At 62.5% G+C, this 25,414-nt stretch carries 24 protein-coding genes and 2 pseudogenes; 12 read left to right on the top strand and 14 right to left on the bottom strand.

Going from position 1 to position 25,414, the window contains the following annotated elements:
* Positions 1–12: 12 nt before the first annotated feature.
* Positions 13–465: a MaoC family dehydratase gene (locus tag AC1D1B_RS22855; RefSeq protein WP_477334642.1), complete on the top strand. Its 453-nt coding sequence runs from the start codon at positions 13–15 to the stop codon at positions 463–465.
* Positions 465–1,346, top strand: a complete 882-nt coding sequence (locus AC1D1B_RS22850; RefSeq protein ID WP_477334641.1) for an HpcH/HpaI aldolase/citrate lyase family protein — start codon at positions 465–467, stop codon at positions 1,344–1,346. Before AC1D1B_RS22855 ends, AC1D1B_RS22850 begins: the two co-directional genes overlap by 1 nt.
* A 57-nt stretch (positions 1,347–1,403) precedes the next feature.
* Here the strand turns inward: AC1D1B_RS22850 and AC1D1B_RS22845 are convergent, their stop codons facing one another.
* Positions 1,404–2,279 (bottom strand): LysR family transcriptional regulator, encoded by an 876-nt coding sequence (locus AC1D1B_RS22845; RefSeq protein ID WP_477334640.1) that lies wholly within the window; start codon positions 2,277–2,279, stop codon positions 1,404–1,406.
* A 95-nt stretch (positions 2,280–2,374) separates the two neighbouring features.
* On the opposite strand from AC1D1B_RS22845, the gene AC1D1B_RS22840 reads away from it, so the two are divergent.
* Positions 2,375–2,806, top strand: a complete 432-nt coding sequence (locus tag AC1D1B_RS22840) for a tautomerase family protein (RefSeq protein ID WP_477334639.1) — start codon at positions 2,375–2,377, stop codon at positions 2,804–2,806.
* On the opposite strand, the gene AC1D1B_RS22835 is transcribed toward AC1D1B_RS22840, so the two are convergent.
* The gene (locus AC1D1B_RS22835) at positions 2,784–4,685 is read right to left on the bottom strand and encodes a CASTOR/POLLUX-related putative ion channel (RefSeq protein ID WP_477334638.1); all 1,902 of its coding nucleotides are present in this window, start codon (positions 4,683–4,685) and stop codon (positions 2,784–2,786) included. The genes AC1D1B_RS22840 and AC1D1B_RS22835 overlap by 23 nt on opposite strands.
* Positions 4,686–4,874: 189 nt before the next feature.
* A complete protein-coding gene (locus AC1D1B_RS22830; protein WP_477334637.1) occupies positions 4,875–5,459 on the bottom strand; it encodes a nitroreductase family protein in 585 nt (194 codons plus the stop codon).
* A gap of 166 nt (positions 5,460–5,625) precedes the next feature.
* Between AC1D1B_RS22830 and AC1D1B_RS22825 the strand changes: the two genes are divergently transcribed.
* The 4 genes and pseudogenes from AC1D1B_RS22825 to AC1D1B_RS22810 all read left to right on the top strand — a co-directional run.
* A complete protein-coding gene (locus AC1D1B_RS22825; RefSeq protein ID WP_477334636.1) occupies positions 5,626–6,591 on the top strand; it encodes a hypothetical protein in 966 nt (321 codons plus the stop codon).
* Between the two features lie 79 nt (positions 6,592–6,670).
* Positions 6,671–6,955 (top strand): annotated as a pseudogene (locus AC1D1B_RS22820) (IS481 family transposase); the annotation flags it as partial.
* Between the two features lie 430 nt (positions 6,956–7,385).
* Positions 7,386–9,287: a tetratricopeptide repeat protein gene (locus AC1D1B_RS22815; protein WP_477334635.1), complete on the top strand. Its 1,902-nt coding sequence runs from the start codon at positions 7,386–7,388 to the stop codon at positions 9,285–9,287.
* 116 nt (positions 9,288–9,403) lie between these two features.
* Positions 9,404–9,577, top strand: a pseudogene (locus AC1D1B_RS22810) (IS481 family transposase); the annotation flags it as partial.
* A gap of 16 nt (positions 9,578–9,593) precedes the next feature.
* Here the strand turns inward: AC1D1B_RS22810 and AC1D1B_RS22805 are convergent.
* Both AC1D1B_RS22805 and thrS read right to left on the bottom strand, forming a co-directional pair.
* The gene (locus tag AC1D1B_RS22805; protein ID WP_477334634.1) at positions 9,594–10,532 is read right to left on the bottom strand and encodes a lysophospholipid acyltransferase family protein; all 939 of its coding nucleotides are present in this window, start codon (positions 10,530–10,532) and stop codon (positions 9,594–9,596) included.
* 84 nt (positions 10,533–10,616) lie between these two features.
* Positions 10,617–12,590, bottom strand: a complete 1,974-nt coding sequence (gene thrS, locus AC1D1B_RS22800; protein ID WP_477334633.1) for a threonine--tRNA ligase — start codon at positions 12,588–12,590, stop codon at positions 10,617–10,619.
* A 216-nt stretch (positions 12,591–12,806) separates the two neighbouring features.
* Here thrS and AC1D1B_RS22795 point away from each other — a divergent pair, with 216 nt between their 5' ends.
* Complete coding sequence (locus AC1D1B_RS22795; RefSeq protein ID WP_477334632.1) at positions 12,807–13,643, top strand: SAM-dependent methyltransferase; 837 nt, start codon at positions 12,807–12,809, stop codon at positions 13,641–13,643.
* Between the two features lie 13 nt (positions 13,644–13,656).
* Here the strand turns inward: AC1D1B_RS22795 and blaOXA are convergent, their stop codons facing one another.
* The 3 genes from blaOXA to AC1D1B_RS22780 form a co-directional block, all read right to left on the bottom strand.
* Positions 13,657–14,472 (bottom strand): class D beta-lactamase, encoded by an 816-nt coding sequence (gene blaOXA / locus AC1D1B_RS22790; protein ID WP_477334631.1) that lies wholly within the window; start codon positions 14,470–14,472, stop codon positions 13,657–13,659.
* A 153-nt stretch (positions 14,473–14,625) separates the two neighbouring features.
* A complete protein-coding gene (gene yidD / locus AC1D1B_RS22785; protein WP_477334630.1) occupies positions 14,626–15,000 on the bottom strand; it encodes a membrane protein insertion efficiency factor YidD in 375 nt (124 codons plus the stop codon).
* A gap of 124 nt (positions 15,001–15,124) precedes the next feature.
* Positions 15,125–15,286: a hypothetical protein gene (locus AC1D1B_RS22780; RefSeq protein ID WP_477334629.1), complete on the bottom strand. Its 162-nt coding sequence runs from the start codon at positions 15,284–15,286 to the stop codon at positions 15,125–15,127.
* Positions 15,287–15,379: 93 nt separating this feature from the next.
* On the opposite strand from AC1D1B_RS22780, the gene AC1D1B_RS22775 reads away from it, so the two are divergent.
* Positions 15,380–16,291 (top strand): LysR substrate-binding domain-containing protein, encoded by a 912-nt coding sequence (locus AC1D1B_RS22775; RefSeq protein WP_477334628.1) that lies wholly within the window; start codon positions 15,380–15,382, stop codon positions 16,289–16,291.
* Positions 16,292–16,293: 2 nt separating this feature from the next.
* On the opposite strand, the gene AC1D1B_RS22770 is transcribed toward AC1D1B_RS22775, so the two are convergent.
* Positions 16,294–16,740: an iron-sulfur cluster assembly scaffold protein gene (locus AC1D1B_RS22770; protein WP_477334627.1), complete on the bottom strand. Its 447-nt coding sequence runs from the start codon at positions 16,738–16,740 to the stop codon at positions 16,294–16,296.
* 242 nt (positions 16,741–16,982) lie between these two features.
* Between AC1D1B_RS22770 and folE the strand changes: the two genes are divergently transcribed.
* The 3 genes from folE to AC1D1B_RS22755 all read left to right on the top strand — a co-directional run bounded on the left by folE (position 16,983) and on the right by AC1D1B_RS22755 (position 19,168).
* Positions 16,983–17,618 (top strand): GTP cyclohydrolase I FolE, encoded by a 636-nt coding sequence (folE, locus tag AC1D1B_RS22765; protein WP_477334626.1) that lies wholly within the window; start codon positions 16,983–16,985, stop codon positions 17,616–17,618.
* A 35-nt stretch (positions 17,619–17,653) separates the two neighbouring features.
* Positions 17,654–18,112 (top strand): phosphoribosyl-AMP cyclohydrolase, encoded by a 459-nt coding sequence (gene hisI / locus AC1D1B_RS22760; RefSeq protein WP_477334625.1) that lies wholly within the window; start codon positions 17,654–17,656, stop codon positions 18,110–18,112.
* An 84-nt stretch (positions 18,113–18,196) separates the two neighbouring features.
* The gene (locus AC1D1B_RS22755) at positions 18,197–19,168 is read left to right on the top strand and encodes a patatin family protein (RefSeq protein ID WP_477334624.1); all 972 of its coding nucleotides are present in this window, start codon (positions 18,197–18,199) and stop codon (positions 19,166–19,168) included.
* Between the two features lie 10 nt (positions 19,169–19,178).
* On the opposite strand, the gene recJ is transcribed toward AC1D1B_RS22755, so the two are convergent.
* The 5 genes from recJ to AC1D1B_RS22730 form a co-directional block, all read right to left on the bottom strand.
* Entirely contained in the window at positions 19,179–20,963 is a 1,785-nt protein-coding gene (recJ, locus tag AC1D1B_RS22750) for a single-stranded-DNA-specific exonuclease RecJ (RefSeq protein ID WP_477334623.1), read from the bottom strand.
* 60 nt (positions 20,964–21,023) lie between these two features.
* Complete coding sequence (gene glpX, locus AC1D1B_RS22745) at positions 21,024–22,007, bottom strand: class II fructose-bisphosphatase (protein ID WP_477334622.1); 984 nt, start codon at positions 22,005–22,007, stop codon at positions 21,024–21,026.
* 256 nt (positions 22,008–22,263) lie between these two features.
* Positions 22,264–23,577, bottom strand: coding sequence for a homoserine dehydrogenase (locus tag AC1D1B_RS22740; protein WP_477265344.1), 1,314 nt, complete (start codon positions 23,575–23,577; stop codon positions 22,264–22,266).
* Between the two features lie 50 nt (positions 23,578–23,627).
* Positions 23,628–24,845, bottom strand: coding sequence for an LL-diaminopimelate aminotransferase (locus AC1D1B_RS22735; RefSeq protein ID WP_023681615.1), 1,218 nt, complete (start codon positions 24,843–24,845; stop codon positions 23,628–23,630).
* A gap of 84 nt (positions 24,846–24,929) precedes the next feature.
* Positions 24,930–25,340 (bottom strand): hypothetical protein, encoded by a 411-nt coding sequence (locus AC1D1B_RS22730; RefSeq protein WP_477334621.1) that lies wholly within the window; start codon positions 25,338–25,340, stop codon positions 24,930–24,932.
* Positions 25,341–25,414 lie beyond the last annotated feature (74 nt).

Here is a 25,414-nt window from a genome sequence, read left to right as displayed (position 1 = left end):
GAGGAGGAAACAATGGCCGGGCTTTATCTTGAAGAGTTCGTCGTCGGCCATGTCTTCCAGCACACGCTGCGCAAGACCGTCACCGAGAGCGACAACATGCTGTTTTCGGTGATGACGCTGAACCCGCAGCCGCTGCACATCGACTTCGACTTCGCCGCCAAGAGCGAGTGGGGCAGACCGCTGGTCAATTCACTGTTCACGCTCGGCCTGATGATCGGCATTTCGGTCAATGACATCACCGTCGGCACCACGGTTGCCAATCTCGGCATGAAGGAGACGGTGTTTCCCCACCCGGTCTTCCACGGCGACACCATCCGTGTCGAGACGACGGTGCTTTCGGTCAGGGAATCGAAATCGAAACCGGACCGCGGCATCGTCGAGTTCGAGCATCGCGCCTACAATCAGAACGACGTGCTCGTCGCCAAATGCACGCGCCAGGCGATGATGATGAAAAAGGCGGTGTGATGCGCTCGCTGCTGTTTGTACCCGGCGATTCCGAAAAGAAGCTGGAGAAAGGCTTTGGCGCCGGCGCCGACGTGGTCATCGTCGACCTCGAGGATTCGGTGGCGCCACAAAACAAGGCGTCGGCACGCGAGATCGCGGCACGCTTCATTGCCGGCAACAGGCGTCAGACAAGCTCCGCCATCTATATCAGGGTCAACGATCTCTCGACCGGATTGACCGACGGTGATCTGGCAGTGCTGGTGGCAGTCAAACCCGACGGCATCATGCTGCCGAAGTCGAACAGCGGCCAGGACGTGCAGCAGCTCTCGGCAAAGCTCCGCGTGCACGAAGCCGAGAACGGATTGCCGGACGGCGGCATAAAAATTCTGCCGATCATCACCGAGACCGCTGCCGGCGTGCTTGCCGCCGCGACCTATGCGGGCGCAAGCGCCCGGCTTGCCGGCCTCACCTGGGGTGCCGAGGATCTTTCGGCGGCGGTCGGCGCGCGCGCGGCGCGCGACGAGAGCGGCCGCTACACCGATGTCTTCCGCCTTGCCCGCACCATGACCATCCTCGCCGCCGGTGCGGCCGAAGTCGCGGCGATCGATACTGTTTTCCCCGGATTTCGCGACATGGCCGCCTTCGAAGCCGAATGCACCGAGGCCGAGCGTGACGGTTTTACCGGCAAGATGGCGATCCATCCGGCGCAAGTGCCGGTCATCAACGCCGCCTTCACGCCGTCGACCGAGGTGGTGGAACGCTCGCGGGCCATTGTTGCGGCCTTCGAGGCGGCCGGAAATCCCGGCGTGGTCGCCATTGACGGCAAGATGTACGACCGTCCGCATCTGCGACTGGCCGAACGGCTTCTGGCTCGCGCCAGGGCAGCCGGGGATTCCGCTTAGGGCGGTTTTCTTCTAGGCGGCGCCGAATTCCGTGGCCGCTGCGAAGATGAGGACGTCCTACAATAAGCGGCTGTCCTGACCGGCCGCCTCTTTAAGCCACTGGACGAAATGCTCTGTCTTCTGTCTCCCCGACCGGGGCACCTGCACTGCATAAATGTAGTTGCTATCCACTGACCCAAAGGGCGCGCGCAACCGACCGCAGGCAACGTCCTCAGCCACCAGATGCCAAGGAGCGATTGCGACGCCGAGGCTGTTGAGCACAGCCTCGATAGTCATGTGGTAATGGTCGAAAATTCGGGTCCCACCAATTTCATGGAGCCCCTCCTTACACGTCAGACGCGCCCATTCGCGCCAGGCATCAGGCCGTGTCCGTGTTTCCAAGCGAGGCAGCGAGAACACATCAGTCCGGTCATCCGCTGCAAGCGATGGCGCGACGACCAGCGCCAGCTTCTCGCGGAAAAGCGTTGAACAGTTTTCCGGCGGTGCTGCGTCCGGCGGCAGAACCAGAATCTGGGCATCGATGTGGCCGCGGGGGTGCCGGTCATCGGTTGCCAGACGCACATCATAGCGGGGATACTTGGCTGTAAAGTCGTGAAGGCGTGGAATAAGCCAGCGCATGGCAAAGGTACTGAGGCAGGCCACATCCAGAATGCTGCCATCGCCCCGGCCTATGATGCGAAGTGCGTCCTCGATCTGGTCGAATGCAGCAGTGAGCGCGAAGCCGAATACCCGTCCCTCTGCGGTGAGCTTCGGACGGTTTCGCGCTCCCTCAAATAGCGGTGCTCCGACAAACGCCTCAAGATGGCTGACATGGCGGCTAACCGCCCCATGAGTCACCCCGAGTTCTTCGGCTGCTGATGACATTTGGCCATTCCGTGCGGCGGCCTCGAAAGCTCGTAGAGCGGCAACAGGGAGGTTTTTACGATGTTTCATTGTGAGCCATACTCACGCTGAAACGGCTAAACTGTCAATAAATGGAGGGCATTGGGGATGATAGATCATGCCTCATTGGAACGATGAGGTCAGCCATGCCATTTGTCAGAACAGCGATGCCCAAAGGAACGGAGCAATCACGAAAGCTCCGGATCGTGCAGGGGATACACGAAGCCTTGGTCGAGGGCATCGGAATGCCGAAGGATGAGCTATTCAACCTTGCGACCGAATATGGAGACGGCGAGTTCTTCTATGATCGAAGCTTCAACGGCATTGCCCGTTCCGAAAACCTGATTGTCGTGGAAATCACGATGCGCAGGGGCAGAAGCGATGCCATGAAACGCGATCTCTATGCGGCCATCACCCGAAACCTCGAAGTGACGGCGACTGTGTCGCCCAAGGACGTCTTCATTTTCATGCACGAGAATGATTATTCGGACTGGAGCGTCGGAAATGGTGTGTTCGCTATGGCGATAGCCCAGCAACGCGGCGCCGACGGTCAGACTAATCCCGCGCCAGGACGATGACCCGGTCCTCCGGCAGGTAGGCCAGCGCTTCCGACTTCAGCGGATTGACGGTGACGCCGCCCAGCGCCCGCTCATCGGTCTGCGCGGCGCGGACGCGCCGGTACCCGATGGCGATCTCGCTACGCAACCGCGCCGATTCCGCGATCGTCCAGAAGGTAACCGGCTGGTCGATGGCGACATAGTCGCCAACCGGACGCATGTAGATTTCGGAGCCCTCCTCGTCGAGCAGGTCATCGAAGATCGCGGCGAGATACTGGTTCTCCGACGCCTGCGCCAGCATCAGGCTGACCAGCCTGTTGCTGACGACGAAGTCATCGGCCTTGGTCACCGCCGCAAGCTCGCGGTTGCGCACGTCGATCATCTCACTGACGATGCTGATATGCGTGCCGGCATCGTCCGAAATCTTGCGCAGATGCAGCAGCGTCACCAGCGTGCGCGTATCGGCGGGCTGCGCCGCCATGGTCTCGCTGTAGCCGAGGACGAGCACGTGATCGTAGGAAGGCACGTCCAGGCTTGCCAGCTCGGTGCTGCTCGACGTGTCGGTGATGCGGCAGGACACCGACAGATTGTCGCCGACGACCGGCAGTCCGGCAACTTCCTGCTCGAGGCCGGGCGTATCGGCGGCAATGGTCAGGATCGAACCCGGCGCGACGTAGCGCGACAGTTCATAGGTGATGATCGGGCCGCGCCGATTCCAGCCGAGGATCAGCGTGCGCTCCGGCTTGGCTTCGATGGGCTGATGGCCAAGGATCGCCGCGGCATCGATCTTTGCCCCGGCGCCTTCCAGCTTGATGGCGGCATCGTCCTCGGCAATGATGATGGCGCGCATGTCCTTGCCGATCATCAGATCCGACGACGGGTTCAGATTGACGCGCCCCTTCTGGTCGCAGAGCCCGATCAGCGTGCAATGCTCATACGCCATCACCGCCTCGCCGAAGGTCTTGCCATTGAGGTCCGGCTGCTCAGTCGTGTAGATCTCGCAGCCGTCGAAATCGAGCAGCTCCGAATAGACACCGCTGAGACCCGACTGCCGGCTCGAATGCACGACGATGCGCGAGATCAGCTGATCAGCCAGCACGAGCTGCACCTCGGCGCCGCCGACGACGCGGGCGACCTCGGCGTTCTTGCCGTCGCGGATCTCGGCGGCGATGTTATAGGGCGCCGTGCGCCGGTTCGGGTCGTTGGCCAGCGCCAGCACCGTCTTGATCACTTGCGAATCCGGATCGTCGCCGTTCGGCGACAGCACGATGACCGACCGCGAAGTCTGCGGGTTGACGATAGCGAGATCGTAGAGGTCAGTCGGGTCGCCGCTGCGGCAGATGATGCGTGTGTTGCCCAGTTTGTCGACCTTGGCCGCGATCTCGTCCTCCATCGCGACCTTGTCCATATTGGCCATGACGACAATGCGCGGATGGCGGCGGCTGGCATTGGCAATGACGAGCTCGGAGATGACGTCGAAGATCGACGGCGACCAGTTGAGGATGATGGTGTGGTCGCTCTCAAGCACCCGCGAACGGCCCTTGCGCAATTCATCGAGCTTGCTGTCGACGCCCGCGCTGAGCACGCCGATGAGAGCCGACACGACGAAGATGCCGGCAAGCGTGACAAACAGCATGACGAGGCGGAAGGCCCAGCCGGTGTCGCCGCCCATCGTGCCGGAATCGAGTGTACGCATCAGCGATTCCCAGAACGCTTCGAAGAAGTTCAGCGGTTCGCCACCCTCGGGCGCGATACGGGTCACTGCAAGGAAAGCCGCGGCGGCGATGATGATCAGCAGCGAAGCGACCGCAAGCCAGCCGATCAGCGCGATCGGGCCGGCGGCCATGCTCTTGTCGAACCCGTAGCGCAGCCGGGTTGCCAACGAGTCTCGTTTCTTCATGCCGCCGACGCCCCCGCAATCCCAAGGCCGATGCGCCAGCGCATCGCCCAAGCCGCCCTCTTAGCGTGTGTGTGGATGAAGGGCATCGCTTTTCGCGTGTGCACGGCTACGGAATCCACAGGAATGTCGAACCCGCCACACGCGCCCGGCAAGCCGCCCCGAACCGGCTCACCGTGGCTCTCTGACCATTCAGCCGTTCCAAGGTCCCGCATAATCGGCATAGAGCTTTGCCGGATCGGGCCGCGGCCGTTCCGGCGCCGGCCCCTGGTAGGAGCCGATATGGATGAAGCCGATGACACGTTCCTGCGGCGCCAGCCCCAGCAGCGCCCTGCCCTCGGCCACGTCGGAATACCAGTTGCTGATCATGTTGGTGCCGTAACCCAGCGCATTGGCTGCGATCATCAGGTTCATCGCCGCCATGCCGCCGGACAGGAACATTTCCCATTGCGGGATTTTAGGATTTTCCTTCGGGCTGGAGACCACGCCGATCACCAGTGGCGCACGCGAAAACCGCGCCAGCTCCTGGTTGCGGCGGTTTTCCGGTAGCGGCCCTTCGCGCTGTTCGGCAAGGGCGGCTAGCTTCCTGCCGATCTCGACGCGCGCCTCGCCGCGATAGAGGATGAAACGCCAGGGCTCCAGCCGTCCATGATCTGGCACGCGGCTTGCGGCGGCGATCATGGTCGCAACATCGGCATCGCTGGGCGCCGGTTCCTTCAATTCAGGAATCGGTGCGGAGTTTCGGGTCAGCAGGAAGTCGATGATCGGCGACGCCATGGGGGCCTGGTCTCCTAAAGCACTCGATTTTGAGCTGAAGCGCGCCGTTGCGGATCGGGGCGGCTCGGGCATTGGCGCGAAAGCGCCGGACGAAAGAGCCTGTTGCCAAGGCGGATCGGACTCTTAAGCCTTGAAATTGCCACCGCCTTGGGCTTCAACGCAAGGCATGTTTGAGGGGACATTGCGCCTTTTCCTGATTTGGCTCGCCGCAGCGCTGTTGATGGTGCCGGCCTCAATGGCCATGGCGCAGAATGCCGACGGCATCAGCAATCTGAAACTCCCCGATATTTCGAGCTATGCATCGCCCAAGAGCAGGACATCGTTGGCGCTCAGTGGCGGTGGCGCCATCACGCTGTCGGCCCAGCTTACCGACAAGGGCGCCGACATCACGCGCGGCATCGTCTGGCGCGTCTTCAAGCCCGAGGCCACCAGCGACGGCAAGCTGCCGATGGTGGCGTCCGCGCACGGCGGCACCGCGGTGTTCCAGCTCGAACCCGGCAGCTATCTGGTCCACGCCTCCTACGGACGCGCCGGCGCCACCAAGCGCATCACCGTCGGCAAGGACGCCAAGCGCGAAAGCCTGGTGCTCGATGCCGGCGGCCTCAAACTCGACGCGGTGCTGTCGGGCGGCGTGCGCATTCCGCCGAAAAAACTGCGTTTTTCGATCTATGAGGGCACCGCCGAGGCCAATGGCGACCGCGCTTTGGTCATCCCCGATGTCGAGCCGAACAGCGTCGTACGGCTCAACGCCGGCGTCTACCATGTCGTCTCCACCTATGGCGCGGTGAATGCCGTCATCCGCTCCGACATCCGCGTTGAGGCCGGCAAGCTGACCGAAGCCACGGTCGAACATCGCGCGGCCGAGATGACCATGAAACTGGTGCGCGAGACCGGCGGCGAGGCCATCGCCGACACATCCTGGTCGCTGCTCAACGAATCCGGTGATCCGATCAAGGAAGCCGTCGGCGCCTTCGCCTCGATGGTGCTGGCCGAAGGCCAGTACACCATCATCGCCAAGAACCGGGACCGCATCTACCAGAAGGATTTCACCGTCGTCGCCGGACAGAACCAGGAGATCGAGGTCCTGGCCACAGAGGCCTCGGCGATCGATCCCGAGGAAGGCGCCGACTAGAGCAGCTCCAGGAAAAGTGTGAGTGTTTGATCCCAAGCTTTGATGGGGCATCCTTATCCTCCGAATCGAGGGATGCACTATGGGCCAGGTTCTTCATGGGAGCGCCACGACGACAGAGGCAATCCGTCGAGCGATACAGCATAGTCAAGAGAGCCTGAGGACGCTGGCCAAGCGCTACGGCATCAATCAGAAGACTGTCGCCAAATGGCGGGAGCGGACTTCGGTGACCGATCTGCCGACCGGTCCGAGAGAGCCGGGATCGACGGTTCTGTCTGTCGAGGAAGAGGCCGTCATCGTCGCCTTCCGCCAGTACACGCTGCTGCCGTTGGACGATTGCCTCTACGCCTTGCAGCCGACGATACCATAGTGAACCTACGACCGAGGTCGTGACTGGCTGGGGTCACAAGCGTGGAAGATCACAAGTGGTCACTCAATACATGCCCCAGTCAACGGCACCACCTCTCCGGATGTACTTGATAAATAACATGAATCTGGTCATAGTGGTTTGATGCACAAGATGCCCGCGCGATACCCCACTCGCGTGCCCCGCCGCATCCCGCAGTTCGCGCATACGTCCGCTATTGATAGGAAAAAAGGAAGTAGTCGCCGTGAGCCTTTCAGTTCATCAAGGGCCGAGCGGGTCCGGAATGTCCGCTTTTGGGGTTAAACCGGATCTACGGCGGATATCGCAAAATCGACGCGATTGACCCATCGCGGAAGTCGGGTTGAATAGACTCCACGCCAGATTACCAATACATTCCAGATGCTGGGTTTTCTGAAAGTATTCAACCCACATGGCCGAGATTCGAACCCAACGCCGCCTTGCCGCGATTCTGGCCGCCGATGTCGTTGGCTTTTCGCGCCTCATGGAGCACGACGAGGCTGGCACACTGGCCGCTCTCAAAGCGCGGCGGCGCGATGTTCTGGTTCCATTGGTTGCCCAGCACCACGGCCGCGTGGTCAAGGTGATGGGCGACGGTGTGCTGGTGGAATTTGGCAGTGCGGTTGATGCCGTCCAATGCGCCGTCGAATTACAAAAGGGTTTTACCGGGGCCAACGAGAGCGTGGCGGAGGCCTACCGCATCGTCCTGCGTATCGGCATCAATCTGGGCGACGTCATCGTCGAGGGCAGCGATCTCTATGGCGACGGCGTCAACGTGGCAGCCCGGCTGGAGGGTCTGGCTGAGCCCGGCGGCATCTACGTCTCCGCCACCGTGCACGATCATGTCACTGGCAAGCTGACATTGGCGTTCGACGATCTCGGCGAGCACGCGCTCAAGAATATCGCAAAGCCGGTGCAGGTTTACCGCGCCGGAACAGGGGGGACCCGCAAACGCGCGGTGCAACCCGTGCCTCAACTCCCGGATAGACCCTCGATCGCGGTTCTGCCCTTTGTCAACATGAGCGGCGATCCCGAGCAGGAGTACTTTTCCGACGGCATCACCGAGGACATTATCACCGACCTTTCGAAAGCGTCCGGACTCTCCGTCGTCGCGCGCAATACCGTCTTTACCTTCAAGGGCAAGGCGGTATTGATCGAGGAGGTGGCGAAGAAGCTGAATGTCGCCTACGTCCTGGAAGGAAGTGTACGCAGGGCTGGAGGGCGAGTGCGTATCACGGCTCAGCTAATCAATGGTCGTGGCGGTGACCATATCTGGGCCGAGCGGTATGACCGGACGCTGGACGATATCTTTGCCCTTCAGGACGAGATATCCAAAAGCATTGTCGACGTGCTCAAAGTGAAGCTGTTGCCCGAAGAACTGGCGACAATTACAAACCGCTCGACCGACAACCCAGAGGCTTACGAGACGCTGTTGATGGGCAGGTCGTTCCTCAATAGGGGAGTCGAGACCAAGTTTATCAAAACAGCGCAGCGACTGTTTGCCAGAGCTGTTGAAATTGACCCAAATTATGCGCGCGCTTATGCCGCTTTGGCTGATTGTGAGTGGCTTCTGTTGACTTGCAACGATCCCGACGCCAGCTTCGAGGCAGTCCTTTCCAACAGCACACGGGCGCTGGAACTTGAGCCAGGTCTCGCCGACGCCCACGCATCACGCGGCGGGACCTTGTTCGTAAATGGCCGGTATGCCGAGGCGGAAGTGGAGTTCGAGCGAGCTTTAGAGTTAGACGCCAGTTCTTCCGATACCTATTTCTCTTACGGCCGGAATTGTTTCATTCAAGGTCAATACGAGAAAGCTGCCGCGCTGTACCAGCGTGCCGTATCGTTGTCACCCGATGACTATCGGATCTGGACCAATCTAAATATGGTCTATGTTTCACTTGGCCGCAGCGACGACGCCAAGGAAGCAGCAAGGCAAGGTGTGCTGGGAGTGGAAAAGGAAGTCAAAGCGCATCCCGACAATGCCACCGCGCTATGTTACGGCGCCTCAATGCTGGCGGAAATTGGCGAGATTGAACGCGCGCTGTCGTGGGTCTCCCGTGCTGAAATGTTCGCCGGAGACAACATTGCGGTTCAGTACAACATAGGCTGTTTTTATGCGAGGCTGGGCAAGGGGGAACAGGCTATCGATTGCCTGGAACGTCAGCTAACTGCATCACATGCCTACCTCATTTTGCGCATGCCTTGGATGCGCCAGGATAGCGACCTCGACTCGCTCCGCTCTCATCCCCGTTATGTCGCGCTTGTCAATCGGATGGAGGCCCAAATAGCCGCGACTAGAAGCCTGACTGAGTAGTGACTGGTCAAGAGGGGGCGAGTCTGATTCCTTGCTGGGTTATGAGCAAGGAATTTCGGCCCTGGAAGATCGATGAGGCACAGCTTCTGCCGGCGAGCGTGCACGACTACTATGAGAACCACGATCAGCTCCGGCAGCACCTCACCGACTTCGTCGCTGCGTACAACTTCGCCCGCAGGCTCAAGACAAAGGGCCTCACGCCCTACGAGTTCATTTGCAAGGCATGGGCTGCACAGCCAGAGCGCTTCAAGCTTGATCCGCTCCAGCAAATGCCGGGACTAAACATCTAGTCTAGCGGGCGTCTCTTCAGGCGGCCTTGCGCAGGCGGCGCGGCAGGAAATGGACGCGGCCACGCGGTGCATCGGGCGCCAGATCGAAGACGCCGCGATGAAGGCGGTCGAGCAAGGCCTTGCGGTCGCGCAGCGGCTCCAGTTCGTCCCAGCGCAGCACGTTGCCGACGCGCACGTCGATCGCCTTGCCGGACAGTCGCGCGAATTCGCGGATGAGCATCGAAAGGCGCAGCGTCAGCGACGCCTTGCCGACGAATTTCGCCACCCTTCCCTCACGCTCGGCCATGTTCATGGGACCGCTGACCAGATGGAACAGCCGCCCGTTCTGTCCGGAAAAATGCATCGGCACCACCGACGCCTTGGCGTCCTGCACGAGGCGCGCCGGAAACATCTTCCACGGCAGATCGCGCGCCCGGCCAAATCCTTTCGGCGCGGTGGCGACGCCGCCAGCCGGAAACACAACGATGGTGACGCCCTCTTTCAACAGCCGCACCGCCTCGTGGCGCACCGCCATGTTGTTCTTCACCGCGTCCTTGGTCTCGGAAAAGTCGATCGGCAGCGAATAGGGTTCCATCTCGCGGATCTTGAGCAGATCCTTGTGGATCATGACGCGGAACGGACGCCCGAGCTGCTCGGCCAGCGACAGCACGGCAATGCCGTCGCCGATGCCGAACGGATGGTTGGCGACGATCACCAGCGGTGTGTCGGGCAGCCTGGCCGGCGGCCATTGATCGGCGCTGCGCACCTTGACGTCGATCAGCTCCAGCATGCGGCTGAACACACGCTCGCCCGTCGGCACCACCTGGCGGCGCCAGAAATCGTAGAGCGCGGCATACCGGTCGCGCCCCGACAGGCCTTCAATGGAATGGATGAACCAGCGCGTCAGCGCCGGCTGGCTCGCATTGGCGTAGGAGAGCTCGGGAAACGGTCTTTCCCGCATTTTCAGCTTGAGCATGGGGGCTCGTTACAGGGCTGGCGTGACAGGCATGTGAAAATGGCGGTGGATCACTCCACCGCCATTCCTAGAGATATCGACGGTTCAGGCCGCGCGCCGTCTCCGGTCAGGCGAAGTGGCCTCGTCGGACAGCGACTTGAGCGCATCGGCCAGCTTGAGCGATTCCTGGTCGCGCGAGCCGAGCCGGCGCATGTTGACCGTCTCCTCCTCCGCCTCGCGCTTGCCGCAGACAAGGATCACAGGAACCTTGGCCAGCGAATGCTCGCGCACCTTGTAGTTGATCTTCTCGTTGCGCAGATCCGCTTCGGCGATAAGCCCCGCCGCCTTCAGCTGCGCGACAACCTTTCGCGCATAGTCGTCGGCATCCGACGTGATCGTCGCCACCACCACCTGCAGCGGCGCGAACCACAGCGGGAAATGACCGGAATAATGCTCGGTCAGAATGCCGAGGAAGCGCTCCATCGAGCCGCAGATGGCGCGATGCACCATCACCGGCTGCTTCTTTTCCGAATCCGAGCCGATGTAGAAGGCGCCAAAGCGCTCCGGCAGGTTGAAGTCGACCTGCGTGGTGCCGCACTGCCATTCGCGGCCGATGGCGTCCTTCAGCACATATTCGAACTTTGGTCCGTAAAAGGCGCCCTCGCCCGGATTGATCGAGGTCTTGATGCGATTACCCGACCGCGTGCGGATCGTGTCCAGCACGCTGTTCATGATCGCCTCAGCATGGTCCCAGGCCTCGTCGGTGCCGACGCGCTTGTCGGGCCGCGTCGACAGCTTCACGCTGACCTCGTCGAAGCCGAAATCGGCATAGGTCGACAGGATCAGGTCATTGATGCGCAGGCACTCCGCAGCGAGCTGATCCTCGGTGCAGAAGATATGCGCATCGTCCTGCGTGAAGCCGCGCACGCGCATCAGCCCGTGCAGCGCGCCGGATGGTTCGTAGCGATGCACATTGCCGAATTCTGCAAGCTTTACGGGCAGATCGCGATAGGATTTCAACCCATGCTTGAAGATTTGCACATGGCCCGGACAGTTCATCGGCTTCAGCGCGAACACGCGGTCGTCGTCGGTATCGTCGCCCGCCACCGTCACCTTGAACATGGCGTCGCGATACCAGCCCCAATGGCCCGACGTCTCCCACAGGCTCTTGTCCAGAACCTGCGGCGCGTTGACCTCCTGATAGCCTTGCTCGTCGAGGCGACGGCGCATGTAGTTGACCAGGTTCTGGAACATCTTCCAGCCCTTGGCGTGCCAGAAGACGACGCCTGGCCCCTCTTCCTGGAAATGGAACAGGTCCATCTCGCGGCCGAGTTTGCGGTGGTCGCGCTTTTCCGCCTCCTCCAGCATCGTCTGGTAGGCATCGAGCTCAGCCTGCTCGGCCCAGGCCGTGCCGTAGATGCGGGTCAGCATCGGGTTGTTCGAATCGCCGCGCCAATAGGCGCCGGCCACCTTCATCAGCTTGAAGGCGTTGCCGATCTGGCCGGTCGAGGCCATGTGCGGGCCGCGGCAGAGGTCGAACCAGTCGCCCTGGGCATAGATCTTGAGATCCTGGTCCTCGGGAATGGCGTCGATCAGTTCGAGCTTGTAGCGCTCGCCCTTCTCCGCAAAGACCTTTTTCGCCCTGTCGCGCGACCAGATTTCCTTGGTGAACGGCTTGTTGCGCGCGATGATCTCGCGCATCTTCTTTTCGATCACCGGGAAATCGTCCGGCGTGAACGGCTCGTTGCGGGCGAAGTCGTAGTAGAATCCGTTCTCGATCACCGGCCCGATGGTCACCTGCGTTCCCGGCCATAGCTCCTGCACGGCTTCCGCCAGCACATGCGCCGCGTCATGGCGGATGAGTTCCAGCGCGCGCGGATCGGTGCGGGTGATGATCTCGACCTTGCCGGACTTGCCGAGCGGGTCGGAAAGGTCGCGCACGGTACCGTCGATAGCGTAGGCCACGGCCTTCTTTGCCAGCGACTTCGAGATCGATTCGGCCAAGCCCGCACCGGTCATCGCCGCGTCGTAGTCGCGGACGGAGCCATCGGGAAATGTCAGGGAAACGGAATTCAGCATCAGGGTTCTCCTATCCAGTCCCGCAAACGAGCGCGGGTGGTAAAATGAGCCGGAGGCGTCAATTGGGCTGACGACAACAGCGGGCGGGTTTTAGAGGCAGCACGGTAAGAGGTAAAGGGCCGTCATTGGCGCAGCCGTCAGGAAATGGCGCGACAGATGTCGCAGTGGGGTCGCGAAGACTTGCGAAAATCCGCGACATAAACTCGAATTGCCTGCATGGAAGACGCAAAACCCAGCCGAACCGCCCTGGGCGTCGCGCGCATGCGGGCCCTCCACCAGTTCTCGCCGCAGGCGGCGCTGTTTCGCGACCCATATGCGAGTGCGATTCTGGGCGATGCCGCACCGACGGCGCAGGACCTCGAGCAGGAAGATGAACGCAGCCGGCGCATGCGCCTGTTCGTGGCGGCGCGTGCCCGTCTCGCCGAGGACTGGCTGGCCGCGGCGGTGTGCCGAGGCGTCCGGCAAGTGGTGATGCTCGGCGCCGGCCTCGACACGTTCTCACTGCGCAATCCGTACCCGGATGTCGCGGTGTTCGAAGTCGACCATCCGGCAACGCAGGCATGGAAACGCAAATGCCTCGCCGATGCAGGGCTTGCCGAGCCGCCGGCCACGACCTTCGTGCCGGTCAATTTCGAGCGGCAGCGCCTGACGGATGAACTGGCATCAGCCGGTTTGAGGCCGACCGAGCCCAGTTTCTTCATCTGGCTGGGTGTCGTTCCGTATCTGAGCGAGGAAGCGATCTTCAGCACCCTGTCCTGGATTGCCGCCATGCCCGCCTCGGAGGTCGTCTTCGACTATAGCGAGCCGGCCGAGAACCGCGATCCGGCGGGACAGGCTGCCCTCTCCTTCCATGCAGCGCGCGTTGCCGCTGTCGGCGAGCCCTGGATCAGCTTCTTCGTCCCCACCGCATTGAAGCAATCGCTGTGCGAACTCGGTTTCGATGAGATCGAAGATCTGGAAAGCAGCGACATCGCCGCTCGCTTCTCCAGGGCGCCAAAGGCGGATGCAAGGAATTCCGGCGGCCACCTCATCCGTGCCCGCCGGAGCGCTTAAGGCCAAAGCATGGTCACTTCACCAGCTGTGGCAAATCCTTCAGGAACGCCGCGCGTGTCGCCGGGCCTTTCGGCGTGTCGATCGGCTTGGTGTCGACGACCAGCCGGGCAAAGACGATCCGGCGTTCGCCCTTTTCGGCCCAGCCGACGAACCAGCCCAGCGAACGCTTGTCCTTGTTGTTGCCGAGCCTTGTGCTGCCGGTCTTGCCCTGCACCGTCCAGTCGCCGGCCTGGAAGGTCGGCAGGATGGCTCTGGTTATCTCGTGCGCCTTGGTAGAAACCGGCATTTTGCCGGCAAGCAGCCGGCGCAGGAAGGCTGTCTGCTCGACCGGTGAAATCTCAAGCGACGAATTTATCCAGGATTGCGTGAGCCCGTTGTCCTTGCCGGCGTCGCCCGAGACATCCATGTTGCCATAGCCGAATTTCGAGACGTAGCCGGCAAAGCTTTTGGCGCCTAGCCGGCGCACGATTTCGCGCGAATACCACACGATCGAGTCGCGTTCCCAGATAATCGGGTCGACGGTTTTGTGGTCGCGCATCACGGCCTTGAACTCGGGCTTGTAGTCCCAGCTCGGCGTATGCGCGTCGCTAAGGATGCCGCTGTCGTAACCGATCAGCGCCAGCGGCACCTTGAAGGTCGACGCCGGGCTGACGCGCTGGTCGCAGACGCCGTTCTGATAGAGCGTCTCGCCGCTCGCCGCGTCCTGGATCAACGTGCACGCGACATCGCCGAGCGGCGCCGATTGCGCCCGCATCGGAAAACCCAAATACCAAGCCAGGAGGAACAGGATAGCGGCAATGATGAAGGGATGGGTTTCGATCCGACGCATGTGAGCTCTCCTGGGAATGACAGGAGGCGCTTAGCGAGTTGTCTTGGCTCGATTTTGACTCAAATGCGCAGTCTTTGTGCAGGCTGTTGTTAACCCTACCGGATCGTAAAGAATTCGGCTTTTGGCACCTGGATCAGCACCCAGCGCCGGCCGTCAGGCCTCCGCCTCGCCGCGCTTCTTGCCGACCCGCCAATAACGCCATGGGATGAACCAGACATAGCGCGCGGCCAGCACCTCGGGCACGCGGTCTATACCATGCGTGCCGAACGGCCCGCAGCGCAGCACCCGAAAAAACCCCATCCAGCCGCCGGCCCAAAGGCCGTGGCGGGCAATCGCCTCATGCGCGTATTCGGAACAGGTCGGCAAATGCCGGCAGGAATTGCCGACAAAGCCGGACAGCGTCAGCTGGTACAGGCGCACCAGCGACGTGCCGAAAATGCGGCCAGGCGTTCTGCGCCAGGGACCGGGCCAGTTGCGCCCGCGCGGGGTCTGTCCGGCGGCATGCGCATGCCGATGTTGGTCGCCCACCACGGTCTCTTTCTGAACGTGACCCCGAAACCGATTTCGGGATCAGCTTGCGTTTCCAAACCGATAGATGTGAGCTTCGGCAGGCGAACGCAATCCCTCTCATTCGCGCGTCCCATTGTCGGCTTCATTGTCGCACGCGGCGAAACGGGTGCCGCTCAGCCGGCGTCGCCCAGCGACTGACGCTCGCCGGCCGCTCCTCGCGGCACGGGTCATGCCGCCTGTCGCCACGCCATTGAAACGTCGCGATCCGCATCACATCGCCAAAGATTTCCAGAAACTGGATCATGTCCGTGTCTCCTCTGAGAGCGGATTAGACGCCCACTGGCCATCGCCTTCAAACGAGTATAATTTCCGTTTCGGATAACTTTGGGTTATGCGAATGAAGCGCGGGTGGCTGCCTCTGACAGCGTTGCGAAGTTTCGAGGCAGCCGGCCGGCAATTGAGTTTCAGCCGCGCCGCCGAGGAGCTGTTCGTCTCGCAGGCCGCTATCAGCCGGCAGATCCGCGAACTCGAGCAGTTCCTGCGCCAGCCCCTGTTCCACCGCCATCACCGCCGCGTCGAGCTGACTGAGGCGGGTCGACGCCTGCTCGATCAGTTGGTCAGAAGCTTCGACGACATCGACAGGCTGCTTTCCGAGTTGGCGACGGCCCCGGCGCAGTCCGTCGTCCGCGTCAGCGTCGAACCATCGCTGGCCTCGATATGGCTGTTGCCGCGGCTCAACCGCTTCAGCAAGTTGCGGCCCGATATCGACGTTTCTCTCGAAGTCGACCCAAGGCCGATCGAGTTCCGCAGCGATCAGCCCGAACTTGCACTGCGGTTCAGCGCACATAACACCTCATGGCCGCGCAGCGAGGCCGAATGGCTTGCATCGACCGCCGATTCACCGGTCCTGTCGCCGGCCTTGCTGGCGTCGGGCCCTGCCCTGGAAAGGCCGCTCGACCTTGCCCGCTACATGCTGTTGCACGAGGAAAACCGCCAGGGCTGGGCGCGCTGGTTCGAGGCCGCCGGCGTGGCCCCCGATGCCATTCCGGCGCGCGGCCCGATGCTGGCGGATGTGTCGCTGTCCAAGCAGGCAGCCCTGCTCGGCCACGGCGTGGCGCTGGGCGACCTCTTGCAGATCGGTGAGGAGATTGCGTCCGGCGCGCTGATCAAGCCGTTCGACATCGACGTCGCATCCGGCGCTTACTGGCTGGTCGCCAGGAGTTTGAAGGATCTGCCGGAGCCGGCCAAGGCTTTTGCCGACTGGATCCGCAACGAATTTGCAGAAAGCCGCCGCGCTCTGGACGGATAGGGTCAAGCCGCCTGTTCGGCGCGTTTCTTCTCGATTTGGCCGATCGCATCGACGACCGCATCGAAGGTCAGCATGGTCGAGGCATGGCGCGCCTTGTAGTCGCGCACCGGCTCCAGATATTTCAAATCGGCAAAGCGGCCTTGCGGCGGCGCGCCGTTTTCCTTGAGCATCTTCAGCATGGTGTCGCGCACCGCGCGCAATTCGTCAGCGTTGGCGCCGATGACATGCTGAGCCATGATCGAGGACGAGGCCTGGCCAAGCGCGCAGGCCTTCACGTCATGAGCGAAATCGGTGACGACGCCATCGTCCATCTTGAGATCGACGGTCACCGTCGAGCCGCACAATTTGGAATGGGCCTTGGCCGTTGCGTCCGGACGATCGAGCCGGCCGATGCGCGCGATGTTTCCGGCAAAACCCAGAATTTTCGCATTGTAGACATCGTCAATCATATTTTTCCAATCCGTCGCCGCCAAGCGAACAGCGATTGCCGCTGTAGCGTCTTTCATTCGCCGGGCACGACCATATATAATGCTGGCAGTCGGGTATCGACAAGGCAACGCAAAGCCATCGTCCTTGCCCAATTCGTTCACGCCGCTTGCGGGCTGGAAACAGGGCGAGTTTTCAGCAACCCGAAAGGTCGTGGTCCGTTCAACTCGTTCCTCCTGAGAGAGGAACTACGGGAGACGCCTTTATGGATGCCGTCATCAAGAAAATCATGCCCCCTTCCGACTATCTGGACAAGCCGGTCACCGACAGGCCGAGCGAAGCCGAGGTCGAGGCCGCCGTGCGCACGCTGTTGCGCTGGACCGGCGACAATCCGGACCGCGAGGGTCTGATCGACACGCCCAAGCGCGTCACCAAGTCCTTCCTCGAAATGTTCAACGGCTATGACATGTGCCCGGCCGAAGAACTTGGCCGTACCTTCGAGGAGGTCGCCGGCTATGACGATCTCGTCATCGTCAGGGACATCCAGTTCCATTCGCATTGCGAACACCACATGGTGCCGATCATCGGCAAGGCGCATGTCGGCTATCTGCCGGACGGCAAGGTCGTCGGCCTGTCCAAGATCGCCCGCGTCGTCGATATCTTTGCCCATCGCCTGCAGACCCAGGAGGCCATGACCGCGCAGATCGCCGGCGTCATCCAGGACGTGCTCAACCCGCGCGGCGTCGCCGTCATGATCGAGGCCGAGCATATGTGCATGGCCATGCGCGGCATCCGCAAGCAGGGCTCGACCACACTGACCTCGACCTTCACCGGCGTGTTCAAGGACACGCCCGAGGAACAGGTTCGTTTCGTCACCATGGTGCGCGGCCTCGGGGCGTAAGCCCCCTCGCCGGCATCGCTAGATAAGGACCGGCGATGTCGGCACTGCATTTTCCCAAGGCTCCATCGGACAAGAAGGCTCTTGAAGAAGGCGCGGTGTTTTCACCGCGCTTTGACGCCAACGGTCTCGTCACCGTCGTGGTCACCGATGCCGAAGACGGCATGCTTTTGATGGTCGCGCATATGAATGCCGAGGCGCTGGCGCTGACGCTGGAAACCGGCATCGCCCATTACTGGTCGCGCTCACGCAACGCGCTGTGGAAGAAGGGCGAAACATCCGGCAACCTCCAGACCGTCGTCGAGATCCGCACCGACTGCGACCAGGACGCCTTGTGGCTTCGCGTCAAAGTGTTGGGCCACGACGCAACCTGTCACACCGGCCGGCGTTCATGCTTTTATCGGACGGTGGGGCTGAACAACGGCAAAGCAACGCTTGCCGACGATGGTAGCACGCCGCTGTTCGATGCGGAAAAGACGTATCGGAAGCCAGCGTGAACCATTCAACAGTCGCAAACCACTCATATTCACTATTCTCAAACGTCCTTCCTGTAGAACGGACGCGGGACAAGGGAGATCATGATGCTCGAGTGGGCGTCATTGCGTAACAGACCGGACATGCGGGAGGCCAATGGCCCCTCATCGTCCGGTGGCGTGCCTGACCCGCAACCTGCGGGGAAGACAGGCATTTCGCTCGCGCTGGGCGGCGGCTGCGCACGCGGCTGGGCACATATCGGCGTGCTGCGCGCGCTCGACGAAGCTGGCATCGAAGTCTCGATGATCGCCGGCACCTCGATTGGCGCGCTGGTCGGCGGCTGCTATATCGCCGGCAAGCTGGACGAGCTCGAGGAGTTCGCCCGCAGCCTGACCAAGCGCCGCATTTTCGGCTTGCTCGATCTCAATCTGCGCGGTAGCGGCCTGTTCGGCGGCATGAAACTGGACGCTAGGCTGCGCGAGCACATGGCCGGCATCCGCTTCGAGGACCTGACGAAACCCTTCGTCGCCGTCGGCGCGGAAATCCGCACCGGCCATGAGATCTGGCTGTCGAGCGGCTCCCTGATCACCGCCATGCGCGCTTCTTATGCGCTGCCCGGCGTTTTCGAGCCGGTGAATTGCAACGGCCGCATCCTGGTCGACGGCGCGCTGGTCAACCCCGTTCCGGTCTCGGTCTGCCGCGCCTACGAGCAGCCGCTCGTCGTCGCGGTCAACCTTCACTACGATCTATTCGGCCGCGCCGCCGTCATCAAGCACAGCGCCGGGGAACTGCTCATCGAGAAGGATGCGCCTCGGCCAGGCCAGGCCGCCCCTGACCACCAGGCGCACCAGAGCCGTCTCGGCGTCACCGGCGTCATGGTCGAGGCCTTCAACATCATCCAGGACCGCATTTCGCGCGCCAGGCTCGCCGGCGATCCGCCCGACATGTCGCTACAGCCCAAACTCAGCCATATCGGCCTGACCGAATTCCACCGCGCCGATGAGGCCATCAACCTCGGCTACCAGGCGACGATGGCGCAAATCGGCGAGTTGAAGCGGCTGCAGACGGTTCTGGCTTAATTCGGCGATCTCAGGCCTTTGCCGCATCGGTGATGCGAAACTGCACCGTGCGATTGCCGTTCCAGTAATTACCCGACAGCGAACCGGCGACATGGACCGTCTTGCCGCGGTTCTTGAACAGGAATTCGCCGAGCGCGGTATCAACGGCGCGAAAGGCGATGGCCTGGATGCGGCCGCCGCTTTCCGACTGCAGATCGGCGCGGATGTGGTTGGTGCCGACCGCCCGCGCGTCGGCCAACCGATGACGCGGCAGCGCGAACACCGGTGCGACATGGCCGGCGCCGAAAGGGCCGGCCTTTTCCAGCGCATCGAGCAGAGCGAGCGTCGCGCCTTCGGCCGCAAGCGCGCCGTCTATGGCCAGGCTTTCCTCATCCTGCAGCCGGAACACTTCGGCCGCCGCGCGCTCCCCGAAGAAGGCTCTCAGTTCGCCAAGCTTTGCGCGCTCCACCGTGATGCCGGCCGCCATGCTATGGCCGCCGCCCTTGACGATCAGCCCTTTGTCGGCCGCCTCGCGCACCAGCCGCCCGAGATCGAAACCCGACACCGAACGCCCCGAGCCGGTACCGATGCCATTGGCGTTGAAGGCGATGGCGAAGGCCGGCCGCCGCGCATGATCCTTCAGCCGCGAGGCGATCAGGCCGACAATGCCCGGATGCCAGTTGGTGCTGGCGGTAACGATGATGGCCGGACCATTGCCGCCGGCAAGCTCGGCATCGGCCTCGGCGCGCGCCGCGGCCAGCATCTCCAGTTCCATCTGCTGGCGTTCCTGGTTGAGCCGGTCGAGCGTCTCGGCAATGGTGCCAGCCTCGACCGGATCGTCGGTGGCGAGCAGCCGGCTGCCGAGCGCGGCGTCGCCGATGCGCCCGCCGGCGTTGATGCGCGGGCCGATCAGATAGGCGAGATGAAAGGTGCTGATCGGCTCGCCGATGCGCGACACCCGCGCCAGCGCGGCCAGCCCCTCATTCTTCTGCTGGCGCGCCATCTGCAGCCCCTTGACCACAAAGGCACGGTTGACGCCGATGAGCGGCACCACGTCGCAGACCGTGGCCAGCGCCGCCAGATCAAGCAACGACAGCAGGTCCGGCTGCGCAGAGTCGGGCAAGCGGCTGCGAAGGATCCTGGCCGTCTGCACCAGAGCGAGAAAGACGACGCCGGCGGCGCATAGGTGGCCTTGCCCCGACAGATCATCCTCGCGGTTGGGATTGACGACCGCGGTCGCCTCCGGCAGCGCGCCGCCGACCTGATGGTGATCGAGCACCACCACATCGGCGCCGGCCGCCTTGGCGGCATCGATGGAGACGGCACTGTTGGTGCCGCAGTCGACGGTGACGATCAGGGTCGCGCCGCGCGAGACCAGTTCGCGCATCGCCTCCGGATTGGGGCCATACCCCTCGAAAATGCGGTCCGGAATGTAGATTTCAGACGGCACCGCAAAGTGCGTCAGGAAGCGTTTGAGCAATGCCGACGAGGCGGCGCCGTCGACATCGTAGTCGCCGAAGATCGCCACCTTCTCCTTGGCCATGACAGCTTCGGCAATACGGGTGGCGGCCTTGTCCATGTCGGTCAGCGATGCCGGGTCCGGCAACAGGTCGCGGATCGTCGGATCGAGGAAGCGCTCAGCCTGGTCGGCGGTGACGCCGCGCCCGGCAAGCACGCGCGCGACAATGTCGGGCACGCCATGGCCTTGCGCGATGGCAAGCGCCGTCATGTCCTGCCGTTCGCTCAACCGGTGTTCCCAGGAAACACCGGTCGCCGACTGCCTGACATCGAGGAAGAGGCGTTTGTCGCCCGTCATAGGACGCGTCGTCTGCAGATTGTCATTTGCGGCAATATGCGACGGCTAAACAGGAAAGTCTCAAAACTTTTCCAGATCCTGGTGGCGCGCCTTGATCTCGCGCACGGTGCGCGACGACGAGCGCAATACGATGGTGTGCGTGGTGATGTAATTGCCGCCGAACTTGACGCCGGCCAGCATGTTGCCGTCGGTGACGCCGGTCGCCGCAAACAGCACGTCGCCGCGCGCCATGTCCTCGGCGCGATAAATCCGCTTCGGATCGGCAATGCCCATCTTGGCCGCGCGCGCCACCTTTTCTGCCGTGTCGAGGATCAGCCGGCCCTGCATCTGGCCGCCGGTGCAGCGCAGCGCCGCCGCGGCCAGAACGCCTTCCGGCGCGCCGCCGGTGCCGAGATAGATGTCGATGCCGGTCTCTTCCGGATCGGTCGTGTGGATGACGCCGGCGACATCGCCGTCGCCGATTAACCGGATCGCCGCACCCGTGGCCCGCACCGCCTCGATCAGCCTCTCATGGCGCGGTCGGTCGAGGATGCAGGCAGTGATTTCGGATATTGCGACGCCCTTGGCCCTGGCCAGGCTGGCAATGTTTTCGGCCGGCGAGGCATCGATGTCGATGACGCCTTCGGCGTAGCCCGGGCCGATGGCAATCTTGTCCATATAGACGTCGGGCGCAAACAACAGGCTGCCCTTTTCGGCAATGGCGATGACGGCCAGCGCATTGGGCAGGTTCTTGGCGCAGATCGTCGTGCCTTCGAGCGGATCGAGCGCGATGTCGACCGCCGGACCGATGCCGCTGCCGACTTCTTCGCCGATATAGAGCATCGGCGCCTCGTCGCGCTCGCCCTCGCCGATCACCACCGTGCCCTTGATGGCGAGGCGATTGAGCTCCTGGCGCATGGCGTCGACGGCGGCCTGGTCGGCGGCTTTTTCATCGCCGCGCCCGCGCAATCTGGCGGCCGCGACAGCGGCGCGCTCGGTGACGCGCACAACTTCCATGGTGAGTATCCGGTCGAGACCGGCGACAATGTTCTGGGCCACGTTCATCGGGAGAAATCCTCGTTCACGACGCGCCTCCGCTAGAGCCGGATGATTTCAGGTCTGTTCGACCTGAGATCTGAATCCGGCTCTAAATCAAAGAGATAGAGCATGATGTCGTCCGAAAACCGCTTCACACTTTTCGGCACCATGCTCTAGAGGCGCGCTTCTTGTGTCAAAGCTCCATGACAAGGGCAAGACTTGCTGCGTCAATTTTTCGAAATCGAAGCAATATCAATCGATTAAAGGCGAAAGATGACTTTCCTTACCCGGCTCGCTCGATGCGGATGACCTGCGGCTTGTCAGTTAGATGGCCGTCCTTGGTGATGCCGTCGACGGCCTTGCGTACCGCCGCTTCCGTGGTCTCGTGGGTGACCAGGATGACGGTCTTTTGCGCATCGGTTTCCGGCCCGGCCGCGTGCTGGACGATCGATTCCAGCGAAATGTCGTTGTCGGCCATGCGCTTGGCGATCGCGGCAAACACACCGATGCGGTCATGCACGGTCAGCCGGATGAAGTATCCGCCGGCATGGCTGCGCATCTGCGCCTTCTTGTAGGGGCGCAATTCCTTGGCCGGCAGGCCGAACACCGGACCGTGCTGGAAACCCGGCCGGCTCTTGGCGATGTCGGCGATATCGCCGACCACGGCCGATGCGGTGGCGTTACCGCCCGCACCCGGGCCGGAGAGCAGAAGCTCGCCCAGAATGTCGGTTTCGATGGCCACCGCATTGGTGACGCCATGCACCTGCGCGATCACCGAAGCCGTCGGCACCATAGTCGGGTGCACGCGCTGCTCGATGCCGCTGTCGGTGCGCTGGGCGACGCCAAGCAACTTGATGCGGTAGCCAAGATCGCCGGCGGCGCGGATGTCGGCCTGGCTGATGTTGGAGATGCCTTCCATGTAGATGTCGTTGGCGGCGATCCTGGTGCCGAAGGCCAGGCTGGTCAGGATCGACAGTTTGTGCGCGGTGTCATGACCCTCGATGTCGAAGGTCGGGTCGGCTTCGGCATAGCCCAGCCGCTGCGCGTCCTTCAGGCACTCGTCGAAGGAGATGCCTTCGGCCTCCATACGGGTCAGGATGTAGTTGCAGGTGCCGTTGAGGATACCGAAGACGCGGGTGACCGAATTGCCGGCCATCGCCTCGCGCATCGTCTTGATGACCGGGATGCCGCCGGCCACTGCCGCCTCGTAGTTGAGCAACACACCCTTCTTCTCGGCGATTTCTGCCAGCGCCACGCCGTGTTTGGCGAGTAACGCCTTGTTGGCGGTGACGACATGGCGTCCGGCTTCAAGTGCTGCCTTGACCGAGGATCGCGCCGGCCCCTCGTCGCCGCCGATCAGTTCGACAAAGACGTCGATATCGGCGGTCTGCGCCATCTTCACCGGATCATCGAACCATTTGGCGGCGCCGAGATCGACGCCGCGATCGCGCTTGGGGTCGCGGGCCGAAACGGCAGTGACAATCACGTCACGGCCGCACTGGCGGGTCAGTTCGGCCGCCTTGTCGCGCAGCACGCGCGCCACCGAGGCGCCGACAGTGCCCAGACCCGCAATTCCAACACGCAACGCTTCAGCCATGTCCGGCGACGCCCCTCAAAAACCCTGCTCAAATAAGATGTGCGGCGACCTTAGCGATGCGCGGCGAGCGGCACCACATTGTTCGGCTGCTTGGCGCTGGACGCCAGGAAGCGCTTGATGTTGCGCGCCGCCTGCCGGATCCGGTGCTCGTTCTCGACCAGCGCGATGCGCACATGATCGTCGCCGTGCTCACCGAAGCCGATGCCCGGCGCCACCGCCACGTCGGCGTGCTCGATCAGGAGCTTGGAAAATTCGAGCGAGCCGAGATGCTTGAACGGCTCCGGGATCGGCGCCCAGGCAAACATCGAGGCCGCGGGTGCCGGAATGGTCCAGCCGGCGCGGCTGAAGGCGTCGACCATGACGTCGCGGCGCTTCAAATAAACCTCGCGAACTTCGGCGATGTCGGCGCCGTCGCCATTCAGCGCATGCGCCGCCGCCACCTGGATCGGCGTGAAGGCGCCGTAGTCGAGATACGACTTCACCCGGGTCAGCGCCGAGATCAGCCGCTCGTTGCCGACGGCAAAGCCCATCCGCCAGCCGGGCATGGAAAAGGTCTTCGACATCGAGGTGAACTCGACGCAGACATCGATGGCGCCAGGCACCTGCAGCACCGAAGGCGGCGGATTGCCGTCGAAATAGATCTCCGAATAGGCAAGATCCGACAGGATGATGATGTCGTTCTTCTTGGCGAAGGCGACGACATCCTTGTAGAAATCGAGCGAGGCGACCAGCGCCGTCGGGTTCGACGGATAGTTGAGGATCAGCGCCAAAGGCTTCGGGATCGAGTGGCGGACACCGCGCTCGAGTGCCGGAATGAAGCCGTCATCCGGCTCGACCTGAAGCGAACGGATGACGCCGCCCGACATGATGAAGCCGAAAGCATGGATCGGATAGGTCGGGTTGGGGCACAGGATGACGTCACCGGGCGCGGTGATCGCCTGCGCCATGTTGGCGAAGCCTTCCTTCGAGCCGAGCGTGGCCACCACTTGCGTGTCGGGATTGAGCTTCACGCCGAAGCGGCGCTGATAGTAGGCAGCCTGGGCGCGGCGCAGGCCAGGAATGCCGCGCGAGGAGGAATAGCGATGGGTGCGCGGATCGCGCACCACTTCGCACAATTTGTCGACGATCGCCTTCGGTGTCGGCAGGTCCGGATTGCCCATGCCAAGGTCGATAATGTCGGCGCCGCGCGAACGGGCACTGGCCTTCAGCCGGTTGACCTGCTCGAACACATAAGGCGGAAGCCGGCGGACCTTGTGAAATTCTTCCATGTCAGTTCCAGACGATTAGAATTGGCTTTGGCAGAGTGGCTAAGCGGACCTTGGCAAAGGCGGCTTTTGGCGCGCCGTATAGCCTCATTTGCAGGTAGGGTCGAGGGCGGGGTCGCATTTGGCCTCGATCTGCTTCAGCGTATCGTTGCCATGGTTCTTCGCCAGCGAGTTCAGCGCCGCCGGACTGGTGGACGGAACACCGCCGCCGCCTTTGCCCGCCTGCGCCTGCTGCTCGGCTTTCAACTGGGCAAGCTTGGCCTTGCTCTCCTCAGGGGTGAGCTGCGTTGCCGCTACTTGTGGCGGGATGTTGAGATTGGGATAGGAGCCAGTGTCCTGGGCGCCCTGGGTCAAGCCGACATCCATCCCGTTGCCGGTGTTGGCGCTCGTGCAGCCACCTGCTGCCAACAGCCCTGGCGCCAGACAGGCGATCGCAACCGCGATGCGGCAAAAGCGGCCTGCCCCCGAATAAATGGTCTTGCCGGTGTTAATCGTCATATTGTTTTCCTGGCAGCCGGGGTACAGCGCATTGGACCCGGTCAGATGTCCCATGATAATATGTCAAGAAAACG

The sequence above is a fragment of the Mesorhizobium sp. P2_C5_2 genome (genome assembly GCF_056404535.1).
Note: the sequence above shows the minus strand (reverse complement) of the source record. Positions and strands in the feature narration are given on the sequence as shown.